Annotated in this window: 23 protein-coding genes and 1 other RNA gene; 21 read left to right on the plus strand and 3 right to left on the minus strand. The window is 54.0% G+C overall.

All coding sequences use genetic code 11. The features are described 5' to 3' along the window. Window positions 1-22: 22 nt before the first annotated feature. Complete coding sequence (nrdE, locus tag H3M12_RS06120; RefSeq protein WP_129031198.1) at window positions 23-2,188, minus strand: class 1b ribonucleoside-diphosphate reductase subunit alpha; 2,166 nt, start codon at window positions 2,186-2,188, stop codon at window positions 23-25. A gap of 97 nt (window positions 2,189-2,285) precedes the next feature. Beyond that, window positions 2,286-2,513 carry a glutaredoxin-like protein NrdH gene (nrdH, locus tag H3M12_RS06125; RefSeq protein WP_129031197.1) on the minus strand — a complete coding sequence of 76 codons (228 nt, stop codon included), beginning with the start codon at window positions 2,511-2,513 and terminating at the stop codon, window positions 2,286-2,288. 201 nt (window positions 2,514-2,714) lie between these two features. On the opposite strand from nrdH, the gene H3M12_RS06130 reads away from it, so the two are divergent. The 3 genes from H3M12_RS06130 (at window position 2,715) to ffs (ending at window position 4,006) form a co-directional block, all read left to right on the plus strand. Further along, window positions 2,715-3,329 carry a class I SAM-dependent methyltransferase gene (locus tag H3M12_RS06130; protein WP_129031196.1) on the plus strand — a complete coding sequence of 205 codons (615 nt, stop codon included), beginning with the start codon at window positions 2,715-2,717 and terminating at the stop codon, window positions 3,327-3,329. Window positions 3,330-3,346: 17 nt separating this feature from the next. Next, window positions 3,347-3,877, plus strand: a complete 531-nt coding sequence (gene tadA, locus H3M12_RS06135; RefSeq protein WP_182150511.1) for a tRNA adenosine(34) deaminase TadA — start codon at window positions 3,347-3,349, stop codon at window positions 3,875-3,877. A 42-nt stretch (window positions 3,878-3,919) separates the two neighbouring features. Beyond that, an RNA gene (gene ffs, locus H3M12_RS06140) (signal recognition particle sRNA small type) lies at window positions 3,920-4,006 on the plus strand. Between the two features lie 115 nt (window positions 4,007-4,121). Here ffs and H3M12_RS06145 read toward each other — a convergent pair. Continuing rightward, a complete protein-coding gene (locus H3M12_RS06145; RefSeq protein WP_129031194.1) occupies window positions 4,122-5,285 on the minus strand; it encodes a helix-turn-helix transcriptional regulator in 1,164 nt (387 codons plus the stop codon). A gap of 170 nt (window positions 5,286-5,455) precedes the next feature. On the opposite strand from H3M12_RS06145, the gene uidA reads away from it, so the two are divergent. From uidA to H3M12_RS06235, 18 genes are all read left to right on the plus strand, one after another. Next, window positions 5,456-7,264 carry a beta-glucuronidase gene (gene uidA / locus H3M12_RS06150; protein ID WP_129031193.1) on the plus strand — a complete coding sequence of 603 codons (1,809 nt, stop codon included), beginning with the start codon at window positions 5,456-5,458 and terminating at the stop codon, window positions 7,262-7,264. Window positions 7,265-7,509: 245 nt separating this feature from the next. After that, window positions 7,510-9,279, plus strand: coding sequence for a DNA polymerase III subunit gamma/tau (dnaX, locus tag H3M12_RS06155; RefSeq protein WP_129031192.1), 1,770 nt, complete (start codon window positions 7,510-7,512; stop codon window positions 9,277-9,279). A 31-nt stretch (window positions 9,280-9,310) separates the two neighbouring features. Then, window positions 9,311-9,628, plus strand: a complete 318-nt coding sequence (locus H3M12_RS06160) for a YbaB/EbfC family nucleoid-associated protein (protein ID WP_129031224.1) — start codon at window positions 9,311-9,313, stop codon at window positions 9,626-9,628. 21 nt (window positions 9,629-9,649) lie between these two features. Beyond that, window positions 9,650-10,249, plus strand: a complete 600-nt coding sequence (gene recR / locus H3M12_RS06165; RefSeq protein ID WP_129031191.1) for a recombination mediator RecR — start codon at window positions 9,650-9,652, stop codon at window positions 10,247-10,249. A 12-nt stretch (window positions 10,250-10,261) separates the two neighbouring features. Further along, window positions 10,262-10,525, plus strand: coding sequence for a YaaL family protein (locus H3M12_RS06170; RefSeq protein WP_129031190.1), 264 nt, complete (start codon window positions 10,262-10,264; stop codon window positions 10,523-10,525). Window positions 10,526-10,681: 156 nt separating this feature from the next. Then, window positions 10,682-11,818, plus strand: coding sequence for a glycosyl hydrolase family 8 (locus H3M12_RS06175; protein WP_225423464.1), 1,137 nt, complete (start codon window positions 10,682-10,684; stop codon window positions 11,816-11,818). A 20-nt stretch (window positions 11,819-11,838) separates the two neighbouring features. Then, window positions 11,839-13,323, plus strand: a complete 1,485-nt coding sequence (gene wsfD, locus H3M12_RS06180; protein ID WP_129031189.1) for a glycan biosynthesis hexose transferase WsfD — start codon at window positions 11,839-11,841, stop codon at window positions 13,321-13,323. Beyond that, window positions 13,316-14,896, plus strand: coding sequence for a hypothetical protein (locus tag H3M12_RS06185; protein WP_129031188.1), 1,581 nt, complete (start codon window positions 13,316-13,318; stop codon window positions 14,894-14,896). Before wsfD ends, H3M12_RS06185 begins: the two co-directional genes overlap by 8 nt. A gap of 19 nt (window positions 14,897-14,915) precedes the next feature. Beyond that, the gene (locus H3M12_RS06190) at window positions 14,916-16,169 is read left to right on the plus strand and encodes a glycosyltransferase (RefSeq protein ID WP_182150513.1); all 1,254 of its coding nucleotides are present in this window, start codon (window positions 14,916-14,918) and stop codon (window positions 16,167-16,169) included. Then, window positions 16,114-17,589, plus strand: a complete 1,476-nt coding sequence (locus H3M12_RS06195) for a cellulose biosynthesis cyclic di-GMP-binding regulatory protein BcsB (RefSeq protein WP_182150514.1) — start codon at window positions 16,114-16,116, stop codon at window positions 17,587-17,589. Before H3M12_RS06190 ends, H3M12_RS06195 begins: the two co-directional genes overlap by 56 nt. Further along, complete coding sequence (locus H3M12_RS06200; protein ID WP_233449139.1) at window positions 17,571-18,218, plus strand: hypothetical protein; 648 nt, start codon at window positions 17,571-17,573, stop codon at window positions 18,216-18,218. The genes H3M12_RS06195 and H3M12_RS06200 overlap by 19 nt, the downstream gene beginning before the upstream one ends. Next, on the plus strand, window positions 18,211-19,068 hold the full coding sequence (locus H3M12_RS06205) for a diguanylate cyclase (protein WP_129031185.1): 858 nt from the start codon (window positions 18,211-18,213) through the stop codon (window positions 19,066-19,068). The genes H3M12_RS06200 and H3M12_RS06205 overlap by 8 nt, the downstream gene beginning before the upstream one ends. Window positions 19,069-19,298: 230 nt before the next feature. Beyond that, window positions 19,299-19,967 carry a dTMP kinase gene (gene tmk / locus H3M12_RS06210; RefSeq protein ID WP_129031184.1) on the plus strand — a complete coding sequence of 223 codons (669 nt, stop codon included), beginning with the start codon at window positions 19,299-19,301 and terminating at the stop codon, window positions 19,965-19,967. Between the two features lie 16 nt (window positions 19,968-19,983). Next, window positions 19,984-20,313 carry a cyclic-di-AMP receptor gene (locus H3M12_RS06215; protein ID WP_129031183.1) on the plus strand — a complete coding sequence of 110 codons (330 nt, stop codon included), beginning with the start codon at window positions 19,984-19,986 and terminating at the stop codon, window positions 20,311-20,313. Window positions 20,314-20,322: 9 nt separating this feature from the next. Beyond that, on the plus strand, window positions 20,323-21,339 hold the full coding sequence (gene holB, locus H3M12_RS06220) for a DNA polymerase III subunit delta' (RefSeq protein WP_129031182.1): 1,017 nt from the start codon (window positions 20,323-20,325) through the stop codon (window positions 21,337-21,339). Between the two features lie 24 nt (window positions 21,340-21,363). Beyond that, entirely contained in the window at window positions 21,364-21,705 is a 342-nt protein-coding gene (locus H3M12_RS06225; RefSeq protein WP_129031181.1) for a DNA replication initiation control protein YabA, read from the plus strand. Between the two features lie 16 nt (window positions 21,706-21,721). Beyond that, on the plus strand, window positions 21,722-22,618 hold the full coding sequence (gene rsmI, locus H3M12_RS06230) for a 16S rRNA (cytidine(1402)-2'-O)-methyltransferase (protein ID WP_182150516.1): 897 nt from the start codon (window positions 21,722-21,724) through the stop codon (window positions 22,616-22,618). Then, window positions 22,608-23,348, plus strand: coding sequence for an acyl-[acyl-carrier-protein] thioesterase (locus tag H3M12_RS06235; protein ID WP_129031179.1), 741 nt, complete (start codon window positions 22,608-22,610; stop codon window positions 23,346-23,348). Before rsmI ends, H3M12_RS06235 begins: the two co-directional genes overlap by 11 nt. The last annotated feature ends 134 nt before the right edge of the window (window positions 23,349-23,482 follow it).

Genomic DNA, 23,482 nt, shown 5'->3' on the forward strand with positions numbered 1-23,482 from the left:
TTTGTGCACTCCTTTACGGTCTCTAGATAACGCAACTTTCACATTGGTTGGCGCCGACTTCGTTATTGTCGTCGGTAAACGTCCGCACGTAGTAGATGGACTTGATGCCCTTACGATAAGCGTAATTGCGCAGGATACTGAGGTCTCGTGTGGTCATCTTGTCGGTACGGCCGTTCTTCCATTCGTAGAGACCGCTGGGGATGGTGGAGCGCATGAACAACGTCAAACTCATACCTTGGTCCACGTGCTTTTGGGCCGCCGCGTACACGTCGATGACCCGACGCATGTCGGTGTCGTAAGCCGACTTGTAGTACGGCATAGTGTCGTTGTCGAGGTATGGGGCCGGGTAGTAGATCTTCCCAATCTTCTTTTCCTGCCGTTCCTCGATTCGGTTGATGATTGGGTGCAAGCTGGCCGTGGTGTCATTGATGTAAGAAATCGAGCCGTTCGGGGCCACTGCCATCCGGTTTTGGTGGTAGAGGCCGTCTTTCATGACGTCAGCCTTTAATTGAGCCCAGTCGTCGGGAGACGGTAGCCAAATGCCCTCAAAGAGGTCCTGGACCTTCTTGTTCGTAGGGCGCCAGTCATGACCCGTGTAACGGTCGAAGTAGGAGCCGTCGGCGTACTTGCTGGCTTCAAAGTTGTGGAAGGTCTCGTGACGTTCGCGGGCGATTTGGTTCGATGCCTTTAACGTCCAGTAGTTCAAGAGCATGAAGTACACGCTGGTGAAAGCGATACTGTCCTTAGACCCGTACATCATGTGGTTCTTAGCGAAGTAGCTGTGTAAGCCCATGGCACCTAAGCCGATGGTGTGGGCCAAGTGGTTACCGTGTTGGATGGATGGCACCACGTCGATATCGGAGTGGTCCGTGACGTAGGTCAAGGCGCGGACCATGGTGTCGACCGAGTGACCGAAATCTGGCGATGCCATCAAATTAACGATGTTGGTCGACCCCAGGTTGCAGGAGATATCCGTCCCCAACTTTTGGTAGTTTTGTTGGTTATCGTAGGTGGTCGGGGTTTGGACCTGCATGATTTCGGAGCACAAATTACTCATCACGATGCGACCGTCGATGGGGTTTTCCCGGTTAGCCGTGTCGATGTTGACAATGTAGGGGTAACCGGATTCTTGTTGGAGTTTACCGATTTCGGTTTCGAGTTCGCGGGCCTTGAGCTTCTTCTTGCGAATGTCCGGGTTAGCGACCATCTTGTCGTATTCCTGGGTGATGTCCACGTAAGAAAATGGCTTGCCGTAGATCCGTTCAACGTCGTAGGGGCTGAAGAGATACATATCGGCGTCTTGTTCACAGAGTTCGTAGAATTTATCAGGTACCGTGACCCCTAAGGACAGGGTCTTTAACCGAATCTTTTCGTCGGCGTTTTCCTTTTTGGCACTCAAAAAGGCGATGATGTCGGGGTGAAAGACGCTCAAGTAGACTACGCCGGACCCTTGCCGTTGGCCTAATTGGTTGGAGTACGAGAAGCTGTCTTCCAACAACTTCATGACGGGGACGACCCCGGAAGCGGCGCCATCGATGTGCTTGATTGGGTCGCCAGCCCCCCGAAGATTGGAGAGGTTGATGCCGACCCCGCCACCGATCCGCGACAGCTGCAAGGCGGAGTTGATGGTCCGACCGATGGTGTTCATGTCATCGGTCGATTGAATCAGGAAGCATGACACTAATTCGCCGCGACGAGCCCGACCCGCGTTTAAGAAGCTAGGCGTCGCCGGTTGATAGCGTTGGTGGATGATTTCGTCGGCTAAGTCATGGGCCAGTTGTTGGTCTCCGCCACCGAAGTCCAACGCGTTCATGGCCACCCGGTCGATGAAGTTTTCTAAGTAGTAGGCGTTGTCGTCGGTCTTCAACGCGTATTGGGCGTAGAACTTGTAGGCTGCCATGAAGGATTTGAAATGGAAATGTTGGGCTTGTAAGTAGCTGTAAAGGTCCTCGATGAAGCTAAACGGGTACTCGTCGATGACTTTTTTCTCGACGTAGTTGCCATCAATCAGATAATCAAAACGCTCACGCAGCGACGCGAACGTCTTGGTGTTGGGCTGGACGTTTTCCTTTAGGAAGGCCTGCAAGGCTTCTTGGTCCTTGTTCAAAGGAATCTGGCCGTTGACGGGGATATTGATTTCGTTATTTAGATCGTAATAAGTGACGTTTTGGAGGTCTTTAAGACTCATAAGCGCACGCTTCCTTTCTTACACCGAATTTAGTCAAAACAAAAGCGACGTCTTGCGAAACGACGCCGCCCGGGTGGGGTTGTCGACACGTCATCCATTAACCCGCAATCTGTTGTAGTTGATCTGGCCGGAACCCAAAAAAGGCCTTGTGACCGGGTGCTTCCACTACTGGCAGGGACTGAAAGCCCTGATCCTTTAAATAGCTCACATACTCAGGATTTTGGTTAATGTTGCGTTCTTCAAAGGCCACGTTATGTTCGGTTAGGAACCGCTTGGTCATCTTGCATTGCATACAGTTGTTTTTAGAATAAATCGTTACTTTCATGGTTGCCACATCCTCTAAAAATTTGTTTCTCAATGTGTTTAGTGTACACCAGATTAGGGAAATTTCAATCGAAAAAAGCACCATATTTAGTGGTTGAAGGATACAATAACTACTAAATATAGTGCTGAGCCGCTTAAATTTATTTTAGTTGCCACCAGTGAAATAACTACGGTAAAATAGACCTAAAAGGTGGTCGAGAGAATGACTAATCACTATTATACACAAAATCCAGATATTGTACACGAAGAACACCACTGGCCGTTCACCTTGTTAGGCAACGAATTGTTGTTTACTACGGATAACGGGGTCTTCTCCAAAAACCGAGTGGACTACGGCTCACGCGTGTTATTGACTGCGTTTCGGGCCGACCAAACACCGGCGGGGCCCTGGCTCGATCTGGGGTGCGGTTACGGCCCCATCGGCTTGGCGTTGGCTAAGCAGTACCCTAAACGTCAGGTGACCATGGCCGACGTCAACGAACTGGCCCTACAACTGGCCCAGCAAAACGCCACGGCCAACCAAATCGAGAACGTCCAAATCGTCGAATCGGACCGGTACGCGGCGCTTGGGACCACGAAATACGCGGGCATCGTCACTAATCCGCCGGTCCGGGCGGGCAAAGACGTGGTCACAGCCATGTTGACGGAAGCCGCCCAACACCTCTTACCGGGAGGCACGTTGACTGTGGTCCTGCAGAAGAAGCAGGGGGCCCCGTCGGCTAAGAAAAACATGACGGCAACGTTTGGCAATTGCCAGATTCTGAAAAAGGATAAAGGTTACTATATCTTAGAGAGTACGTTTCAGGCAGAAGTTTAGAAAGAAGTGGGTGGCAGATGCACCAGACGACCTATACCGTGGCTCAGCGCCACTACATGCAGGAGGCGCTTTTTGAAGCCGACCAAGCGGCAATCATCGGCGAAGTCCCCATCGGGGCGGTCATCGTCCACGATGATCAGATTATTGGTCGGGGCCACAATTTACGCGAACACGCCAACGACGCCACGTTGCACGCCGAGGTGCTGGCTATCGAAGAGGCATGTGCCACGTTGAAGAGTTGGCGCTTAGAAGATTGCCAACTCTACGTGACCATCGAACCCTGTCTGATGTGTAGTGGGGCCATCATCAACGCCCGGATTCCCACGGTCTTCTATGGTGCTCCCGATCCCAAGGCCGGCGCCGTTGACAGCTTGTACACCACGCTGACCGATTCGCGATTGAATCACACGGTCACGGTTGCCGATGGCCTGTACGCCACCGAAGCCAGTCAACGCCTGGTGAGCTTCTTTAAAGCGGCGCGCAAACGGCGCAAAGCGGCCAAAAAGGCGCAACGACAGGCTCAAACGACCACACCAGAAAGTCACTAGACAGGTTGCACTAATCGTGATACACTAGAACTTGCCGTTAAGGCCTTGAAGCAAGGGTGGACTTACAAATCGTGTCAGGTCCGGAAGGAAGCAGCACTAAGTTTGCTCCGCTTTGTGCTTCAAGTTTTTGAGTAAATAACCTGAGCCCGGGATTTTCCCGAGCTCTTTTTCTTTGAGTAATTAAGCGACTGTTCCGAACTAAACGGGGGCAGTCGCTTTTTTGGTGGCCCGGACCTACGACAATCTATGACCGGGGGTGTCGGCGGTACTCGCTGGGCGTCTGATGGGTGACCTGTTTGAAGCGCTTGGTGAACGTGGTTGGGTCGCTAAAACCGACCAGAAGGGCGATGGCGGTGATGGGCGTCGTGGTGTTCAACAGGTAAGTTTTAGCGCTAGCTAGTCGTTGGGCCGTGATGAATTCGGTAAGAGTCTGGGTCGTTTCCTGCTTAAAGCGCCGGGACAAGTAGCTGGGACTGGTCTGGAGCCACTGGGCTAATGAAGCGACCTTAAAGGAATCGCCTAAGTGTTGCCAGATGGCGGCAACGGCCCGTTGAATGAGGGGGCTATACCCCGCAGTCGACCGGTCGTGGACCAGTTGGGTGTATTCCGTGAGCATGGCCACGATGAGGCGCTTCAATCCAACGATGCTCCGCTGACGTTCAATCAAAAGCGCAAATTTTTCCGATAAACTGTCGAGGTCGCCGGGGTGGACCCCACCTTGGCGCGCGGCAATGCGGTCGATGGTATTGCTGACCAGACACATATCCTGACAGGAACGTAGTGGCCGGTTGGCTAGGCGATTTTGAAAGAAGTCCAGCATGGCAGTCATTGGGGCGAAGTAATCGGTGATTTTGTCAGTGTCGCCAGTGCGAATCGTGGCCATCAAGTTGGCTTCGATTTGGTAGTGGTGCGCCGTGGTGGTGGGGCGTTTGAAGGGGAGCGCGGCCGGTGCTGGCGCTGTTTGGGGGGTCGTCAGGGTCTGCCAAGCGGGGATGCGCAGTGGGTGGGCCAGAAGATTGACCAGCAAGGTGCCGGTAGTCTGGACTTCGTGTTGACTTAAGATCGGCAAGGTATTGTAGAATTGCGCGAATTGGTGCCGGTCGCTGATGGTCGCTTGATTACGAGAGAGGACACTGGCAATTAGTTGGGAGGTCAAGGCTGTGGTGGTGAAGGGCCCCACGACCCACACGATAGCCGACTGTGGGATTAAAAAATAGCTAAGTTGCCAGACATCCGTAAAGCGGGTGCATTTAGTCAGGGTGCGCAGGTCGGGAAACGCCGGGCGATGCGGTGGCGTGACGGCGGGATTATTGACGGCGACCACCAATTGGGCTTGGCGGTCGTAAGCACGCACGTCGAGGTGCAGGGTAGTTTGAATCAACTGAGCGACGGTACTGGTAGGGAACATACAAACAAGCTCCTTTGAAATGTTAACGATTACATAAAAGTCATAACTAACCAAATTAGGATAGCAATCGCCAAGCAATTTAACGGTGAGTTATTTATAGTGTAGGTAATCACGGGCGGGAAAACAAGGCCTCGTCCTGTGAAAAGTACAATGCTTGGAGGAAATTAATAATGTTATATCCAGTAACGACGCCTACCCGGACCGTACTTGATTTGTCGGGGCTGTGGCGCTTTATGATTGAAGACGAAAACTCACCGGTTGACGTCACGCACCCCTTACCCACCCACGATGACGTGGCGGTTCCCGCGTCCTTTAACGACCAAAGCTCTCAGGCTAAGATTCGCAACCACGTGGGGTACGTGTGGTACGAGACGACCTTTAACATCGCGGACTTCTTACGGACCCAACGGTTAGTCTTGCGGTTTGGCTCCGCCACCCACGAGGCGTGGGTCTACTTGAACGGCCAGTTGATGACCCATCATAAGGGTGGATTTACGCCGTTTGAAGTGGCCATTAATCAGGCTTTGGTTGCCGGAGAAAACCGGTTGACGGTCAAACTTAGCAATATGTTGGATTACACCAGTTTGCCAGTCGCTCACTATTCCGAGACCACGGACGACGCCGGACATTTGGTGCGTCACCTTGATGAAAACTTTGACTTCTTCAACTACGCGGGGCTCCAACGACCGGTCAAAATCTACACCACGCCGCAAAGTTACGTGGAAGATGTGGCCGTGGTGCCGACGGTCGATTTGACCGCTCATCAGGCGACTATCCAGACCCGGGTCACCACGCAAGGAGACATCGATAAAGTTCAGGTTAAACTCTTCGATGAGGACCAACAACTGGTTGCTAAGGGAAGTGGTAAGGCGAGTCAACTGACCCTCACCGACGTCCACCTATGGCAACCCCTGCACGCTTACCTTTACACGGCCCAAGTGACGGCTTTGCGTAACGATGAGGTCGTCGATCAGTACAGCGAACCGTTTGGGGTCCGCAAGATCGAGGTTACGAACGGTCAATTCCTGTTCAACGGGCAACCCTTCTACTTTAAGGGCTTCGGCAAGCACGAAGATACGGCCATCCATGGACGAGGGCTGAACCAACCCGCTAACGTGTTGGACGTTAACTTGATGAAGAAGATGGGCGCTAATTCGTTTCGGACGTCGCATTACCCGTACTCCGAAGAGATGATGCGGTTGTGTGACCGCGCCGGAATCGTGGTTATCGACGAAGTGCCAGTCGTAGGGTTATTTGAATCTTTTGGCTTTGATTTGAATTCGACGAAGCAGGACCAGACTTGGCAGGTTATGCAGACCGCTACGGCGCACCAACAGGCAATTCGCGAGATGATTGGTCGGGACAAAAACCATGCCTGTGTGGCGATGTGGTCACTGGCCAACGAAGCGGCTAACTTTGAAGACGGAGCTTACGAATACTTTAAGCCCCTGTTCGATTTAGCACGACGGCTAGACCCACAGCAACGCCCGTGCACCTACACCAGTATCATGCAGACCACGGCTAAGACCGACAAGTGCTTGTCTTTAGTGGACGTCATCGCCTTGAACCGTTACTACGGCTGGTATGTTCAGACTGGTGACCTGAAGGCGGCCGAAAAGGCGACCCGTGACGAATTGGCTCTCTATCAACGGCTTTATCCGAATAAGCCCATCATGTACACGGAATACGGGGCCGATACGATTGCCGGGGTCCACAGCAACTATGGAGAACCGTTCTCCGAGGAATTTCAGGAGGACTACTACCGGATGGCCAGCCGGGTCTTCGACGACTTCGAGAACTTCGTCGGGGAACAACTGTGGAACTTCGCGGACTTCCAGACCAAGTTTGGGATTCAGCGGGTCCAGGGCAACAAGAAGGGGATCTTTACGCGTGACCGCGAGCCCAAGATGGTCGTGCGCTACCTGCAGCGGCGGTGGCGAGCCATTCCAAGTCTAGGGTATAAGCCAAAGAAGGCTTAGTTGATTGTGACGTAGATTGAGTTTAAAACGGGAAGTCGACACCACGAATCGTGGCATGACTTCCCGTTTGATTTGCAGAAAAATTCTGCGCCGTGGGTGACAGAGAGCGAAACGGTTCACGGCGGGGTCAAGCAAGGTTAAGTTCCCCTAAATTCCCCGGTGGAATACGTGACAGCCCCCCTAGAAAAAGGCTATAATAGTGAGCAGCGAATTTTACCGAATAATGAGAGAAAGGAACAGATAATATGGCGTATCAAGCACTTTATCGGGTCTGGCGACCACAACGCTTCGACGACATGATCGGTCAAGAAGTGATTACGCGGACCTTAAAAAACGCGATCACTACTCATCAAATTAGTCACGCCTATCTGTTCGCCGGCCCTCGGGGAACCGGGAAGACCTCGGCCGCTAAGATTTTAGCCAAGGCGATTAACTGTCACCACCAACAAGATGGCGAACCGTGTAACGAGTGTGATACTTGCAAGGCCATCACGGCGGGGACGTTAAACGACGTCATCGAAATCGATGCGGCGTCCAACAACGGGGTCGAAGAGATCCGGGACATCAGAGACAAGGTCAAGTACGCGCCCACGGTGGCTGATTACAAGGTCTACATCATCGATGAAGTGCACATGTTATCGACGGGGGCGTTCAACGCGTTATTGAAGACGCTAGAAGAGCCACCGGCTAACGTCATCTTTATCTTAGCCACGACCGAACCACACAAGATCCCGGCAACTATCATTTCCCGGGTCCAACGCTTTGATTTCAAACGCATTGCGGCCAGTGACAGTTACGACCGGATGACCTACATTCTTGACCAGAAAAAGGTGACCTATGACGACCAGGCTGTCAAGGTCATCGCTAAGGCCGCCGAAGGGGGCATGCGCGATGCCCTCAGTATCTTAGATCAAGCGTTGTCGTTTGGGGATAACGAAATTACTTTAGACAACGCCTTGCTGGTCACGGGAAGCGTCACCCACGACCTGTTAGCGGCTTACGTCCAACAGGTTTTAGGGGGCGACACCAAGAAAGCTCTGGCCACGCTACAATCAGTCCTCGAAGCTGGTAAGGACGCCGAACGGTTCACCGAAGATTTAGTGGGTTATGCGCGCGACCTTTTACTTTATCAACAAGCCCCACAATTGGTGGAAGAAGCTGAGATGGGCAGCGTGGGCGAAGACTTTCAACAATTGTCCAAGCAAACCCCGGCGACGACCATGTACGCTATGATTAACGAATTGAACACGATTCAACAACAGATGCGCTTCACGACCCACCCCGACGTCTACCTGGAGATTTTGACCATCAAGTTGGCTGAAATCGGCCGGACACAGGGAGCGGCCCCGGCACAACCGGCTGCTACAGCGCCAGCGACTCCGGCCGACGCAGCGGCGCCGACTACGGCAGTGGCGGCAGATACCATCACGGCTTTACAACATCAAGTCGACCAATTAAAAGTCGCTGTCCAACAGTTGGAACAGCCCGCGGTAGCCAAGCCCGCGGCCCGGCCAGTTAAACCACGGGTCAGTGCTACTAAGGCACCCGAAGTCAATCTAGCCAAGATCAACCCGGTCTTGGGATCGGCCACGCGGGAGAAACTGACCCAGCTGCAGGAGGTCTGGCCGGACTTATTGAACAGTCTGACCGTGACCCAGCGGGCCGTGATGAAGGTGTCGCAACCCGTTGCGGCCGCTGATTCGGGGGTTATCGTGGCATTTGATTATTCGTTCTTGTACCAACAAGCCACCAGCGACCAAGAATTGACCGACGCACTGGAAAATGGATTAGACCGGATGGTAGGCACGGCGCTTCCCATCGTGTTCGTACCCAAGGACCAGTGGCCGGTCATTCGCAAGAACTACCTGACGGCGCATAAGGATGAATTGACGCACCGGGGGACCCCTGATACGCAGCAGGGCGAGTCCGACCCACCGCAGTCCGCGGCTAATCCAGTCGTGACGAAGGCCGAGGAGCTCTTTGGGAAAGACGTCGTGGATGTAAAAACTGATTAAAATTTGAAGGGATGGATGACTCATGCGGAACATGGGCAATATGGGTAACATGGGCAACATGATGAAACAAATGCGGCAGATGCAAAAGAAGATGGCGGAGGACCAAGCCGCCTTGAACGCGCAGAGCTTTACGGGGACGTCACCAGACGATTTGGTCAAGGCCACCTTTACCGGCGAACGGAAGATGACTGATTTGACCATCAAGCCGGAAGCCATCGACCCCGATGACCCTGACATGTTAGCTGACCTGGTCGTTGCGGCGGTCAACGACGCGTTGACCAAGGTCGAAGATCAAACGAAACAAACGTTAGGCAAGTACACTCAAGGGATGAACATCCCGGGCATGTAACCTGCCAGAAAGGACGACATGATGCAGTATCCAGAACCCATTGCGCAGCTGATTGACAGTTACATGAAGCTTCCCGGAATCGGGCAAAAATCGGCCACGCGGCTGGCGTTTTTTACCATTGATATGGCGCAAGACGACGTGACGGCGTTTTCCAAGGCGCTGATTGCGGCCAAGCGGGACCTGCATTTTTGTTCGATCTGCGGGAACATCACCGAAAGTGACCCCTGCACCATTTGTGCGGATAAGACGCGCGACCAGTCGCACGTCTTAGTCGTCGAACAGGCCAAGGACATTATGGTGATGGAACGAATGAAAGAGTATCACGGACTATACCACGTCTTGCACGGGGTTATGTCCCCCATCGAGGGCAAGGGGCCTGAAGATTTGAATATCTCAAGTCTACTCAGTCGCCTGCAGAAGAACCCGGGCATTAAGGAAGTTATCATTGCCACGAACGCCACGCCAGAAGGGGAAGCCACGGCGATGTATCTGTCGCGGCTGATCAAGCCGGCGGGCATTCGGGTGACGCGGTTAGCTCACGGGTTATCGGTCGGTAGTGATATCGAGTACGCTGACGAGATGACCCTGTACAAGGCTGTTGAAGGCCGAACCGAAATGTAAGGAGGTCTTGAGATGTTTGGACGAAAGCGACGCAAGCAACGCAAGCACCTGCAAGACTTACGGGTCGCATACGATGATCAGCTCTTGGCGACCATTGATGCCGCCAAAGATAACTGGGACCACGCCAAGCAGACCCAGGAAGCCATTGCCGATGCCGATAATGAAATGACGGCCAACACCGCCTTGGCGCGGCAAACGTACCTCTTTTTATACCGGGAAGCCCGGCGCCGGCGTGTCCGCAGTAAGCACATCGCGGCGACCGTTTTTCAAGATTAACAAAAATTCTTATCAATAGTTGCGTTTAAAAACGCCTGGTCAGCAGTAAAGCTGGCCAGGCGTTCTTTTTTTCGGTAAACTGCGGGGAAGGTTGAGCGAACTGGTTCAATTGAAATGAGATGTTAGCACTATTAAATATAAAGGAGGCACGAGACCGTGACACGAAAATTTTGGCTTTGGCTGGGACTCGTGGGGACCCTATTCAGTTTGACGGCGTGCCGCCATACGGTGACCCATGCCGCCCCACCACAAAAGTCGCCGCAGGCTTTTCGGGCCCCAGCCGTGACGTTTCATACTCGGCAAGACCAGCAAAAGCAGCGGTCACTGTCTGAATTTATCGCCAACCGGTTAGTGGCGGCGCAAGGCATCTACACTAATTACGTAGAGACCGATGTCCGCCAGGCGAACCTGGCAACGGGCCACGAAATGTTGAGTGAATCGGCGGGGATGTGGTTGATCTATTTAGCTGAGCATTACCGCTTTGCGGAATTTCGGCGGTTTTATCAGCTGACGGTCGCGACCTTTGGTGAGCACGGTCAATTCAGTTATCGCTACGATCCCGACCGCAGCAAACGCTTTGCGGTCAACGCCACGTTAGATGATCTTCGGCTGATCAAGGCGTTGAATCTCTATGATGCGATGACTCACACCACCCATTACCGTCAGGCGGCCGCTGACCACTTTGCAGCGTTAAAAGCGGGGGCGTTACGCGACGGCAAGGTCTACGATTATTACAATCCACAGACTAAGCAGGTCGCAAGGACCAGTAGTTTGGCTTACATCGATTTGCGGACATTAGGGTTTTACGAACGGGGGTCTACTGCTGGACGACGGGCCTACCGCGAGCAATTGAAGTTGGTGCGGGGCGGTTATCTCGGGGATGTCTTTCCGTTGTATTCGGCAAGCTTCAATTGGGATACCCTGACGTATAGCGATCATCCGCTCAACACCTCGGAAGCACTCGAAACGCTCCTACATTTGGCCGAAAGTCAACATCTGAAGGCGGCCAGTCGCAGTTGGCTGACCCAACAAGTACGCGATAAGACCCTCTATAATGGCTACACTACCGCCGGAAGTGTGACCGATTCCGGTCAATCAGCGGCTAATTACGCCCTAGCGGCGATGATCTTTGCCCAAGTACGTGACCGTACGAATTACCAGCGGGCCATGGCGATGGTCTGGCAAGACCAGGTTACCGCCCATAGCGCCATTCAAGGTGGAATTGGGAACGCCCAAACGGGGCAGAGTTACTCATTTAACAACTTAACGGCCTTGAATGCGGCCAGTCAATAGAAAGAAAGGGGAGTGGGAACGTGGCACGACGAACATGGCCATCGATTGCGTTATGGTGGGTATCGCCGGTCAAACTGGCGATGCTGGCCACGGCTGTGATCGGCGCCAGTCTGTTACTGACCAGTCCGGTTCACGGCTTGGGTGATAACGGGGCATTTCAACGGGTGTTGACCAATAACGGGTTGTTTCAACTGCCCGGCACCCAAGCAGATTACGTGACGGCACGCTTTGGTTTCTTACAAGGCTACGTAGAAGGGCGCGAAACGGGGTTGAGTGGGGTGTCATCCCGCCACCTGTTCATTCAATTGGCTATCCTGCTGAACAAATTAATCGTTAGTTCCACGGTCTTTGATATTCGCTGTTTAGGGCTAGTCTACTTGGGATTATTAGTAGGCGCCGTGGGCTTATTGACGCGGGCGTTGACCCGGACAGACCAACCCAAACGCAGCTACGGCTTGGCCGCCCTGATTGTTTTGGTGTTGGCTGATACCACGGTGCTGTTACCGTTCAATTCGTTTTACACCATGCCGTTACTGGTGATTCTGTCGGTGACGATGGTGGCGAGTCTGCTGTTGCTGGGGCGTGCGCCCGAACACCGCGGTCGCTGGATTAGCTTGTACTTTGTCAGTGCCGCACTTTTGGTGACGAGTCAACCGCAAAATGCCTTGCTGACACTGAGTTATTTGGTGATGAGCCTGGGGAGTTTCGTGGCCTTTCGCCATCCTGCCCAGCGGTTAGGTCTGCTATGCGGTGGCGTCGGGCTGGTGGCTTGTGGTGTCCTGATGGGCTTAGCGTTGACCCCGCAACAGCGGCAGGTGAATCGATATCAGGCCTTCACCCACGGCGTGTTGCAACATGCGGCGAGTGATCCCAGTCCCACGCTGAAACAACGAGGCATTGACCCCCAGTTTGCCCTGATGCGCGGCGATGACTACTTTTCTGCGGACTTTACAGCCCTTGACCCAGCCAGTTCAGCGGTGGCGACTGGCTTGACTAAAAAGATGACCTTCAGCTGGATTTTCAAGTATTACGCGACTCATTTCGCGCAATTACAACAGCTCTTGAACCTCGCAGCGACCCATATGCTGGAGACTCGAGTCACGGCCGTGGGCAATTATCCCGCCCGAAGTGGGCACGGACCCAAGGCCCAGGTTCAAGGTTTAACGTTGGTCAGTGCGGGGCTGGCCCGTTTTTTCCCCCGTCGCTTTGCCTTTGACTTGTTGCTAGTGGGCACACTTCTAACGTTGTTTGGGGTGGGGGCTTACCGGGACTGGCAGGTGCGTCGGTCCGCCGGCGTGGTGCGGCTGACCTTGATGACCGGTTGCTTACTGAACTTTTTACTGATTCCAATCGTGGTCTTATTAAGAACGGGGGAAACCAACTTGGTTCAAAATATCTACTTAGCGCCCATCAGCCTCGAACTCGTCGGCCTGGTCCTGATTGCCGACTTAGCAACGCAACGGTTCTGGTGCAGTCCCGACCAGCCGGTGATGGCTCATGCTTAGGTTGTGGCAGTGGTTGGTTGCCGGGGTGGTCTGCGTGCTACTGAGTTGGGGTTACGCACATCGAGTTCTGGTGGCACACGCGGCGTTAGACCGGACGCAACGCGTCTTAGTGGTTTATGACCGTGAAGACCCCCAACACGGGGGGCGCACCAAGATTGCAACGATGCAACGGTTGCTGGCCAGCGTGGGAGTGCCTAGCCAAACAGAAGCGTTAGCGGCCTACCATGCGGGGCAACTGACTGGCGACAAATACCAGGGCGTGGTGACTTTGGTGAACACGCCCAACGACCCGGTTAAAAACGCTGCCTTTTTCCGGGACCGCGCCCGTTTTACCGGTCGTAAACTACATGTGGGTCAAGGATTGAGCGCCCAAGAAGCAACTCAATTAAACGCCACGCGTCGCTTGCTCGACCATCAACAAGTCACCTTACGGGCCGGCTCGACCTGGCAATTGCTCCCATTTAAATCCGTGATTACGCTTCTACAACCAACGGGACCCCAAACCAAGATTGGGACATTACGCGCGTCAGGAGGTGGTGGTGCGACCTACGCGTATGGTACCGTCGTGGATCAAGCCGGCTATTTGCCCGAACTTCTGACCACTGGGGTGGCAATGACCTGCGCCATGCGGACGGTGGCCACGCTCTTTGACCAGGCCGCGGACCATGCGCCGTTACTGACGATTACCGGGGTGACCCCGTATAGTGATTTGGCCCGTTTGCGGCAACTCAGTCGGTGGCTCAAGGCGGCGGGAATCCCGTTTGCTGTGAGTACGACGACCGTGAGCCGTAATACCGGACTCCAGGGCTTCGCCACGTTCACCAAAACGTTGCGGGAAGTTGAGACGAGTGGTGGGGTCATCTTCTTGCGGGTGCCAACGGGGGCGGTCGCTAGGACCAGTAGCGGCCCGGCTTTGGAACACGAAATGGTGGCCCAGTTGAACCAATTGGGGCAACGACAGGTGATTCCAGTGGGGCTAAGTGCCCCGGGAACTTGGAACCAGGATGCGGTACTACGCTCAGCCGGGTTACAACGCGCCCAAAACGTGTTGTTCCTCCCCGATGAGGAAGAGACGTTGACCAGGCACGCTGATAATTTGGGTGCAACTTATGGTCAAAGTTGGTTTGCGTTGCAGTTAGACCAGTTGCAAACGCCGCAGACTGGACAGGGAACACCGACGACGTTTGCGGTCCCCACGGCCGTGACGGTGCCGTTTCCCCAATCGACGCGGCAATTGACGGCTCAATTACACCGTTTGCAGGATTTGCAGGTGACTTGGTACGCGCCGCAACGGGAACTGACGGCGGAATTGACCAGTGCGTCAGCAACTTTTGCCTATCGCCGGGGGACCTACCAGTTGAATGGGCAGACTGTTGCCGTAAGTACCACTAACGCCGGTATCCCCAACTACCACTTTACCCGGCCAACGCAGGTCACGATGCAAAACTACTTCAAATATCAGGGGTGGGTGTTGCTGACGTTCTTTAGTCTGACGACGGTCGTTTTGGTAGGGTTTCTAGTGGTGGGCCGACGACTTTACCGGCGGAAATTTTTCCGGCAGGACAAGCAGTGAATGATATGAGGAGGACAGAATGAGTGGGTTAGATTGGTTTGTTTTTGTGGCGATTTTAGCAATTTGGGGCATTCTAGTCGTGAATTTGATTTTGACGATGGCGGGATACACCCAATACTTAAGGACCGTTCGTACCCCGGCGCCGAGATTGCCGGCAGTGGCCCCGTTCGTGAGTGTGATGGTCCCCGCCCATAACGAGGGCATCGTAATCGTACGGACAGTGGTGGCGTTGTTGAACTTGGATTACCCACACGACCGTTACGAAATCATCGTGATCAACGATAATTCGAGTGATAATTCCGCTCAGTTATTGGCGCAGTTACAGGCTGACTACCCGCAACGGAACTTAACGGTCATCAACACCGATGCCCAGACCGGCGGTAAGGGAAAATCCAACGCGCTGAACCTAGCATTACGGGGGGCGCAAGGAACGGTGATTGCGGTCTACGATGCGGATAACACTCCGGAACGCGACGCCTTGCGGTTATTGGTCGCGGATCTGTTGCAGAACCAGCATTACGGCGCAGTAATTGGCAAATTCCGGACCCGTAACAAATGGGCGACACTGTTGACCCGCTTCGTCAATATCGAGACCCTGGCCTTCCAGTGGATGGCACAGGCGGGGCGGTTACGACTCTTCAAACTTTGTACGATTCCGGGGACCAACTACGTGATTCGTCGCTCGGTCTTAGAACGAATTGGAGGCTTTGATACTAAGGCCCTGGCGGAAGATACCGAAGTCAGCTTTCGGCTCTACCGGTTGGGCTACCGCATCAACTTCCAGCCTAAAGCGGTGACCTGGGAGCAGGAACCCCAGACACTTGACGTCTGGTTTCACCAACGAACGCGCTGGGTCAAGGGCAACATTTACGTGATTTTGAAGAATCTGCCCCTGCTGTTTCGGAAGGTTGGCCGGCCGATTCGTTTCGACTTGCTGTATTTCTTAGTGGTTTACTTCGTCTTAATGGCATCGTTAGTGCTTTCCGATAGCGTGTTCGTTCTGTCGGTGGCGGGGGTGGCTCATTCGACATTACAGGGATTCACTAATACCTTGTGGGTCTTTGCCATCGTGTTGTTTGTGATTAGCACGTTTGTGACCATCACCACGGAAAAGGGCGAAATGACGCTTAGCAACCTGGTGATCATTATTTGGATGTACCTACTATATAGTCAGCTGTGGCTGGCTGTTGCAACCTATGGGATGGGGGAATATATTCGTGAACAAGTTTTTCATCAACCAGCAAAATGGTACAAGACCAAGCGTTATCAGTAGACTCTGGTGGGCCGTGGGGTTGTTATTGCTGGTCAGTAGCTGGGGGAGCCTGGGACCGCAGAAAACTGCCCAGGCTGCGGCGACGTCTCAGACCTACACCCAACCGTTTCACCCGACAGCCAGCAGTTTGGCTGGACAAGCGGTGGTAACTAGCGGAGATTTTACAACGACCGATTACTGGCGACTCAGCCACGTGACGCTCACGTTGGCCTTTCAGGTGTCACCGTTAACGGATCAGCGGTTATCGGCTGTGACCGTGAGTTTGAATGGTACGCCAGTCACGACGTTTCGGCCCCAGCACCGCACCAGCGTGCAGACCCGACAAGTTACTTTGCCGGTCTCGGCCGTGCGGCGGCATAACGTGGTCAAGTTGAGTGGTCAGCTGCAGTTGACCAGTGACCAGAGCAGTGACGCGACGACCTCTGGTGCGGCCAACTGGCTGACCGTGATGCCAGCGTCAAGTGTGACTTGTGCCTACACGGTGGGGGCACCCGGTCAAAAGATTAGCACGTTTTACGAGCGGCTAACGGGCTTAGACACCATCAGTCAACAACGAGCGGCTGTTATTTTACCTGACCAGGTTTCCGATGCGGAACTGCAAGCGGGGATGCTGGCCGTGACCGGGGGGACGCGTTTTACCCCGACCGTCGACCAGCAGTTGCCAGTCACTACGGCGGACACGGCGATTGCCAAGAAAGCGACCTACCAGATTGTGCTGGCGACCTACGACCATTTACCGGCTCGCTTCCAGCACCAGATTTCTCGCACTTCACTGGGACAAACAGCACGGATCCAACGTTATGACGCAGCTAATAAACATTACCTGATCGTCACAGCCCCGAACGCCAAATTGTTGGCCCAAGCCGGACGGTACCTGGCGAACGCGGAGCTCTTGCGGCAAGCCACCCACGCCAGTACAACTTTGACCGCGCAGAGTGCGGTGCTCACGCCGGAGACGACGCCACAAAATGAGTACGCCTTGACGACCACGGCAGACCGGCTGGTGGGGGCAACGCGACAGGAACGCGATTATTTCGTCAAGTTGCCGGTCGACCGGGTAGCTGCGGCGGGATCGACTATTCAAGTCAAATTGCGCTACGCTAAGAACCTGGATTTCCAAGCCGCTTTAGCGACCGTGAGCGTCAACGGTCAGTCCATTGGAAGTCATCGATTGACCGCACGCCACGCCGATGGGGAGACCTTTAGCGTGCGTATCCCCCAACGCTTAGCCGTGGGGCATGATTTTACCGTGCGGGTGGCCTTAGACTTGCCCGTGGCGACCAGTGCTAAGGGGAGTGCCCGGCCGACACCCTGGGAGATCATTGAACCGGGGACCGCTTGCTGTTTGCTCAATATCCGGGGCTCTTTTTACAGCAGGGTGCCTACGACCATCTCGCCGTTGTGCGTCCGCGGCAGCTGACGGCCGCCGATTATCAGACACTCAGCCGGGTATTTGCCCTCTTAGGCCATTACGTCGACAGTAATCGGGGCCAACTGCAGTTTTACCACCAGCGACCCCACGAAGACGTCTTGAAGACGGCTAACGTGATTGCGTTGGGCACGCCGCGGCAAAATCCCCTGATTCACGACCTCAACGACCATTTGTATTTTCAATTCAACACCGCCGAGACGCGGGTAGTGGCCAACGAAAAGTTGAGCGTTGAACCGCGGTACGGGGCAACGTTGGGAACGGCGCAACTCTTACGTTCCCCGTATAATGACCGGCGCGGGTTACTGGTCGTTACCGGCGCCACACCAGATGCGACTGCCAGAGCAGCGACTCACCTGAGTACGCCAGCAGATTTGTCAGTAATCGGTGGCGACGCGTTGGTAGTCGATGCTGATAACGTTCAACGGCACTTTCGTTTCCAACGCCAAGCGCTGATCGATCCCGCAGCTACGGCCCATCATCGGTTGACCCAGAACCGCCAATTGGGGCTGTACCTGGGGATTGCGGCTGGCGTCATGGCCGTCATCAGCCTGGCACTCGTCTTACTGTGGCGAAAGCACCGGGGTTTACGGCACCGAGGGGGGACTCGTTATGACTAAACAGAACCGTGAAAATTGGTTGACCGACATCTATCTGATGGCCTTTTTGGGATGGATGAGCGTCCTGGCTATTGGCATGGCAGCTACCCGTCCCCAGTACTTGTTCTTGAATACCATCTTTTTGGGGGTGACAATCTGTCTCATTTTGACGACCCATTTTGGGGGCTTGATCACCGGATTATTGGCTAATTTGCTCTTTATCTTTGTCCAATTATTAGCGGTGATTTATGAAAATCAGGTCTTAGACCATCAAGTTCCCTGGGTCTTGCTGTATTGGTTGTTCATTCCACTATTATTATCGCTGTCGTTTTACGGCATGACGGCCCATTCGCGGCGGTTGCAGGCCCAAAATGTTAAGCTGCAAAGCGACCTGGTGGAGCGGGGGGCGTTCGATGAGGTCACCAATCTGCGCACTACGGTCTCCTACATCGAAGACACTGCGGTGTTTACGGAGACCAACCGACAGTTTGACTTGCCGGTAGCCACCATGATCATTCGGGTGCGCTACTTTCATGAGATGCGCAACATGCTGAGCGAGACCCAGTTGAAGGCGTTACTTCAATTGGTGTCACAGACCGTCAAACAGGGGATGCGGACTAATGACATCACTTATTTGTTGGACCGCAATAACCCGACTTGGGCGGCCTTGCTGTTCGCCACGTCGAACGGGGCCACGGTGGTGGCGGAACGAATCAAAACGCAGTTCGCTGAAGCCGTCACCACGACCGAGGAATTAGCGTCACTAGATATCCGGTTGGTCGTAGGGGTGGCGACCTGGGATGCCGAACGGATGCAATCACCTTATGATCTGATGAATGCCGGCATTAAAGAAACGGAATACGATGTTTAGGTGCCTGCAGGGACTTCTCAAGAATTTTGAGGGGTCCTTTTTGGCTTGCCAGAGCGCTAATCAGGTGCCAAGTAAGCGGGTTTCTACCATAATAAATGAATCGAGAAAAAGTGAGACTGGGGGGTGGCTTTTTTGGTGGGGCGACTCATTCGCAAATAGACATCAATTCTGAATTAAAGTACAATGGATGCAACAATGTCGAGAATTAGCTCGTCTGATATGACGTGAAAATGAGGTCGAAAATTTTGTCAGGAACGTTTATTAGTTTTGAAGGTCCGGACGGCGCTGGCAAGACCAGTGCGTTGCGGGCGATTACCACGACACTACAGCCGCTACTGGGTGACCGGTTAACGGTCACGCGGGAACCCGGTGGCAACGCAATCTCAGAAAGTATCCGGTCGATTATTTTGGACCGGGCCAACACGGCCATGGATTACCGCACCGAGGCGTTACTCTACGCGGCGGCGCGGCGCCAACATCTGGCCGAGACCATTTTACCGGCCTTAGAAGCCGGCCAACTGGTCTTATGTGACCGGTACGTGGACAGCTCGGTGGCTTACCAAGGGGCCGGCCGGCAGATTGGTGAGGCCGCCGTGGCGAAGATGAACACGTTTGCCACGGACGGGTTGCTACCCGAGTTGACCGTTTACTTCGACGTTCCCGCCGAGGTCGGGTTGAAACGTATCCAGGCTCACCGCGACCCACGCAAGGTCGACCGGTTGGACGTTGAAAAAACGGCGTTTCACGACCGGGTCCGGGCCGCTTACCTGCGCTTACAAGCAGCCGAGCCAAATCGCATTAAGCTGATTGACGCCACGCAACCGCCCGCTCAGGTGGTGGCCAGTGCGTTGACGTTGATCAAACAAACCGCCAGGGCTTACTTTACCCCTGGCGCTTAAGGGAGGAACTCCACATATGAAAATGTTAATAGCCATTGTCCAGGATAAGGATGCTAACCGGTTGAGCAACCAATTCATCGACCACGACATCCGGGCAACCCGTTTATCGACGACCGGGGGCTTTCTCAAGTCCGGGAACACCACGTTTATGATTGGGCTGGAGGATGACCGGGTCGACGATGTCTTGGACTTGATCAAGACTGCCAGTCACACGCGGCAACAGTTTATGACCCCGCCGGTCAATCTGGATGCCCAATTGGACAACACCTCGTCGTATCCGGTAGAAGTTCAGGTCGGGGGCGCCACGGTCTTCGTGCTCCCCGTCGACCAGTTTCATCGCTTCTAGGGGGTGCTCATGACCGAAGAAAGCCCGATTACGACGGTCCAACGCCTGCAACCACAACTGTTGACCCATTTCATGCACTTGATTCAGGCTGGGGACCTGTCTCATGCCTACCTGTTTAACGGCATGGACGGCACGGGACGGCAGGCCCTAGCGGAAACTGTGGCGCTCCGGTTATTTTGCCAAAACGTGACCGCCGATGGGTTGCCCTGTGGCCAGTGCGCCGAGTGTCGGCGCATCCTGGCTGGTGACCATCCCGACGTGATTCGGGTGGTCCCGGACGGCCAACGCATCAAGGTCGACCAAGTCCGTTACCTAAAGGCCGAGTTCACCAAAAGCGCGGTCGAAGGGAACCAAAAGATCTTTATCGTCGATCAAATCGAACGGATGACCACCGGGGCGGCTAACAGCCTGTTGAAATTCATTGAAGAACCGGTCGGGAACACGGTGGCCCTACTCTTGACCACCAATAAAAACTTGATTTTGCCCACAATCTTATCGCGAACACAGATTGTTGACCTCTTGCCGGTGGCCCCCAAGGAACTAGCCAGTGCCTTGGCTGATGTGGGGGTGGCTCCGAGCCAACAAACCTTACTCACGACGTTGACCGAAAGTATCGCTGCGGCTAAAGACCTGGTCGCTGACGATTGGTTGGCCACGGCACAGAAGCGGGTTGAACATTGGTTCAGTGCTTGTTGCCAAGCTGACGAACGAGCCTTTGTACGGGTCCAGACGGAACTGGTCCCACTGGCGACAAACCGCGATCGGCAAGGAATCGTCTTGGATATGTTGGTGGAGGTCTGGCACGACGCGCTGTTACAGCAAGCGGGACCTGTCGCCAAGGAGACGTTAAGTTACCCGCAGGTCGCCACGCAGAGCCAACAAATCGCGCAGCAACTGAGTGTCGATCGGTTAGTGGCGGTGGTCACGTTGACCTTGAATACTCGGCAACAACTCGCCGGGAACCTGAATTTTCAAGCAATCTTAGAAACCTTAACGTTACAGATTTTGGCGCAAGTCGCACGCTAGACCGACCAGAAAAGGGGTGGCAATTTGGATAAACAAGCAGTATATGATCAATTAAAGGATTTGAAGGGACAACTCGAGACGACTTTGACCCAGTTCACGGACTTGCAAGCAGAGTTGACTCAGGTATTTGAACAGAACGCAGAACTAGAAATTGAGAATCAACACTTGCGTGATCTTCTGCAGGAGCTCCAGCGCACCTTGCCAGAAGCCCCGGAAACCACCCAGCAGGGGTTGTCGAAGTCCCGGCAGGTTCTGGAAAAACTCTACGAAGAGGGGTTTCACGTGTGCCGGGAATTCTACGGCACGCGGCGGAAACAAGACGAAGAGTGCGCCTTTTGTTTAGAAGTTATTTATCGTGATCAATAGGAGGAATTTAGAAACGATGCAACGACTACGTAGTTTTCAATCCGAGACGATCGGCCGGCTGTACCTGGTGCCTACACCCATCGGCAACCTCGATGACATGACGTTTCGGGCCGTTAAAACCCTCAAGGACGTTGATCTGATTGCCGCCGAAGATACGCGCAACACGCAAAAGCTCTTAAATCACTTTGAGATTACGACTAAGCAACTTAGTTTTCACGAGCATAACACGCAGGAACGGATTCCGCAGTTATTGGCCAAGCTCCAAGCGGGCGCCCAAATCGCCCAGGTCAGTGATGCGGGGATGCCCTCCATTAGTGACCCCGGTCACGAACTGGTCGTGGCTTGTGCCCAAGCCCAGATTCCGGTAGTTCCATTACCGGGAGCCAATGCCGGCTTGACCGCCTTGATTGCCTCCGGGTTAGCGCCCCAGCCATTTTACTTTTATGGCTTCTTGGACCGCAAGCCCAAGGACCAAAAGGCCGAAGTCGCGGCGCTGTCGCAACGCCCGGAAACGTTGATTTTTTATGAAGCCCCGCACCGGTTGAAGAAGACGCTAGCAAACCTCGCTGGTGGCTTTGGGGCGGACCGGCCCGCCGTGTTGTGCCGGGAGCTGACGAAACGGTACGAAGAATTTCTCCGTGGCACCTTAGGGGAGCTGGCCGAATGGGCCGCTACCGACACCGTGCGCGGGGAATTCGTCGTTTTGGTCGGAGGTAATCCGGACCCGACCACGGAAGAAGATACGATTGATTTGAGTGAACCAATTCCGGTTCAAGTTGACCGCCTGATTGCGGCGGGTGAACGTCCCAACGCCGCGATTAAAGAGGTCGCCAATTTACGGCACCTCAAGAAACAAGAAGTTTATCGCATTTATCATCATTTAAATCAGGAGGAATCAACGGATGAGCGCTAAGGCATATACAGAACCCCACCGGATTGTTTATTATGAGGCCGACGAGACCGGTCAGTTGACCGTGGCGACGCTGATTGACTTATTCGTCCTGGTCTCTGATGACCAGAACATCGAATTAGGGATGTTCGCCGACATGATTCACGGCTTAGGTGTCGGTTGGGTGGTCACCCAGTACCACTTACAATTAACGCGCTTGCCCCACATCGGTGAGCGGGTGACCTTAAAGACACGCGCCACGTCGTATAACCGCTACTTTGCCTACCGCGAGTACTGGTTACTCGCGGAAAACGGGGACACCTTGGTATATGGCGACTCAATCTGGGTCACCATGAGTTACGCGACCCGCAAGATTGCCACGATTCCCGCGGAATTGATGGCGCCGTACCAGAGTGAAGAAGTCAAGCGTTTACCCCGGTTACCCCGGCCGCAACGGTTGGACACGACCAAGACGCAAGTGACGAAACCGTACCGGGTCCGTTACTTTGATATCGACAATAACGGTCACGTCAATAATGCCCACTATTTCGACTGGTTGTTCGATACGTTGTCCGCGGACTTCTTACGGACGCACCGACCAGTAGACGTGCAGATTCGTTTTGAAAATGAGGTCCAATACGGGCACGAAGTCATCAGTGCGGCCGTCCAAGCAGACGCCACGACTACCCAGCACCAGATTAAAGTGGGTAGCACTATCGCTGCGATTGCAACGGTGAGTTGGCAGGCGCGTTAAGTTTGCGTACCGTTTCTGCCAAAGGGTGTTGTCGGGACGATTTTGTGGTAGTATAGTAAACTGGATAAATCGTAAGACCGTCTGATTGCGCGGACAGAAAACCAATCACGCCCAACGGGTGAACGGAGCGGTGT

The sequence above is a fragment of the Levilactobacillus suantsaii genome, from assembly GCF_014069315.1.
In the GTDB taxonomy this organism is placed as follows: Bacteria; Bacillota; Bacilli; order Lactobacillales; family Lactobacillaceae; genus Levilactobacillus; species Levilactobacillus suantsaii.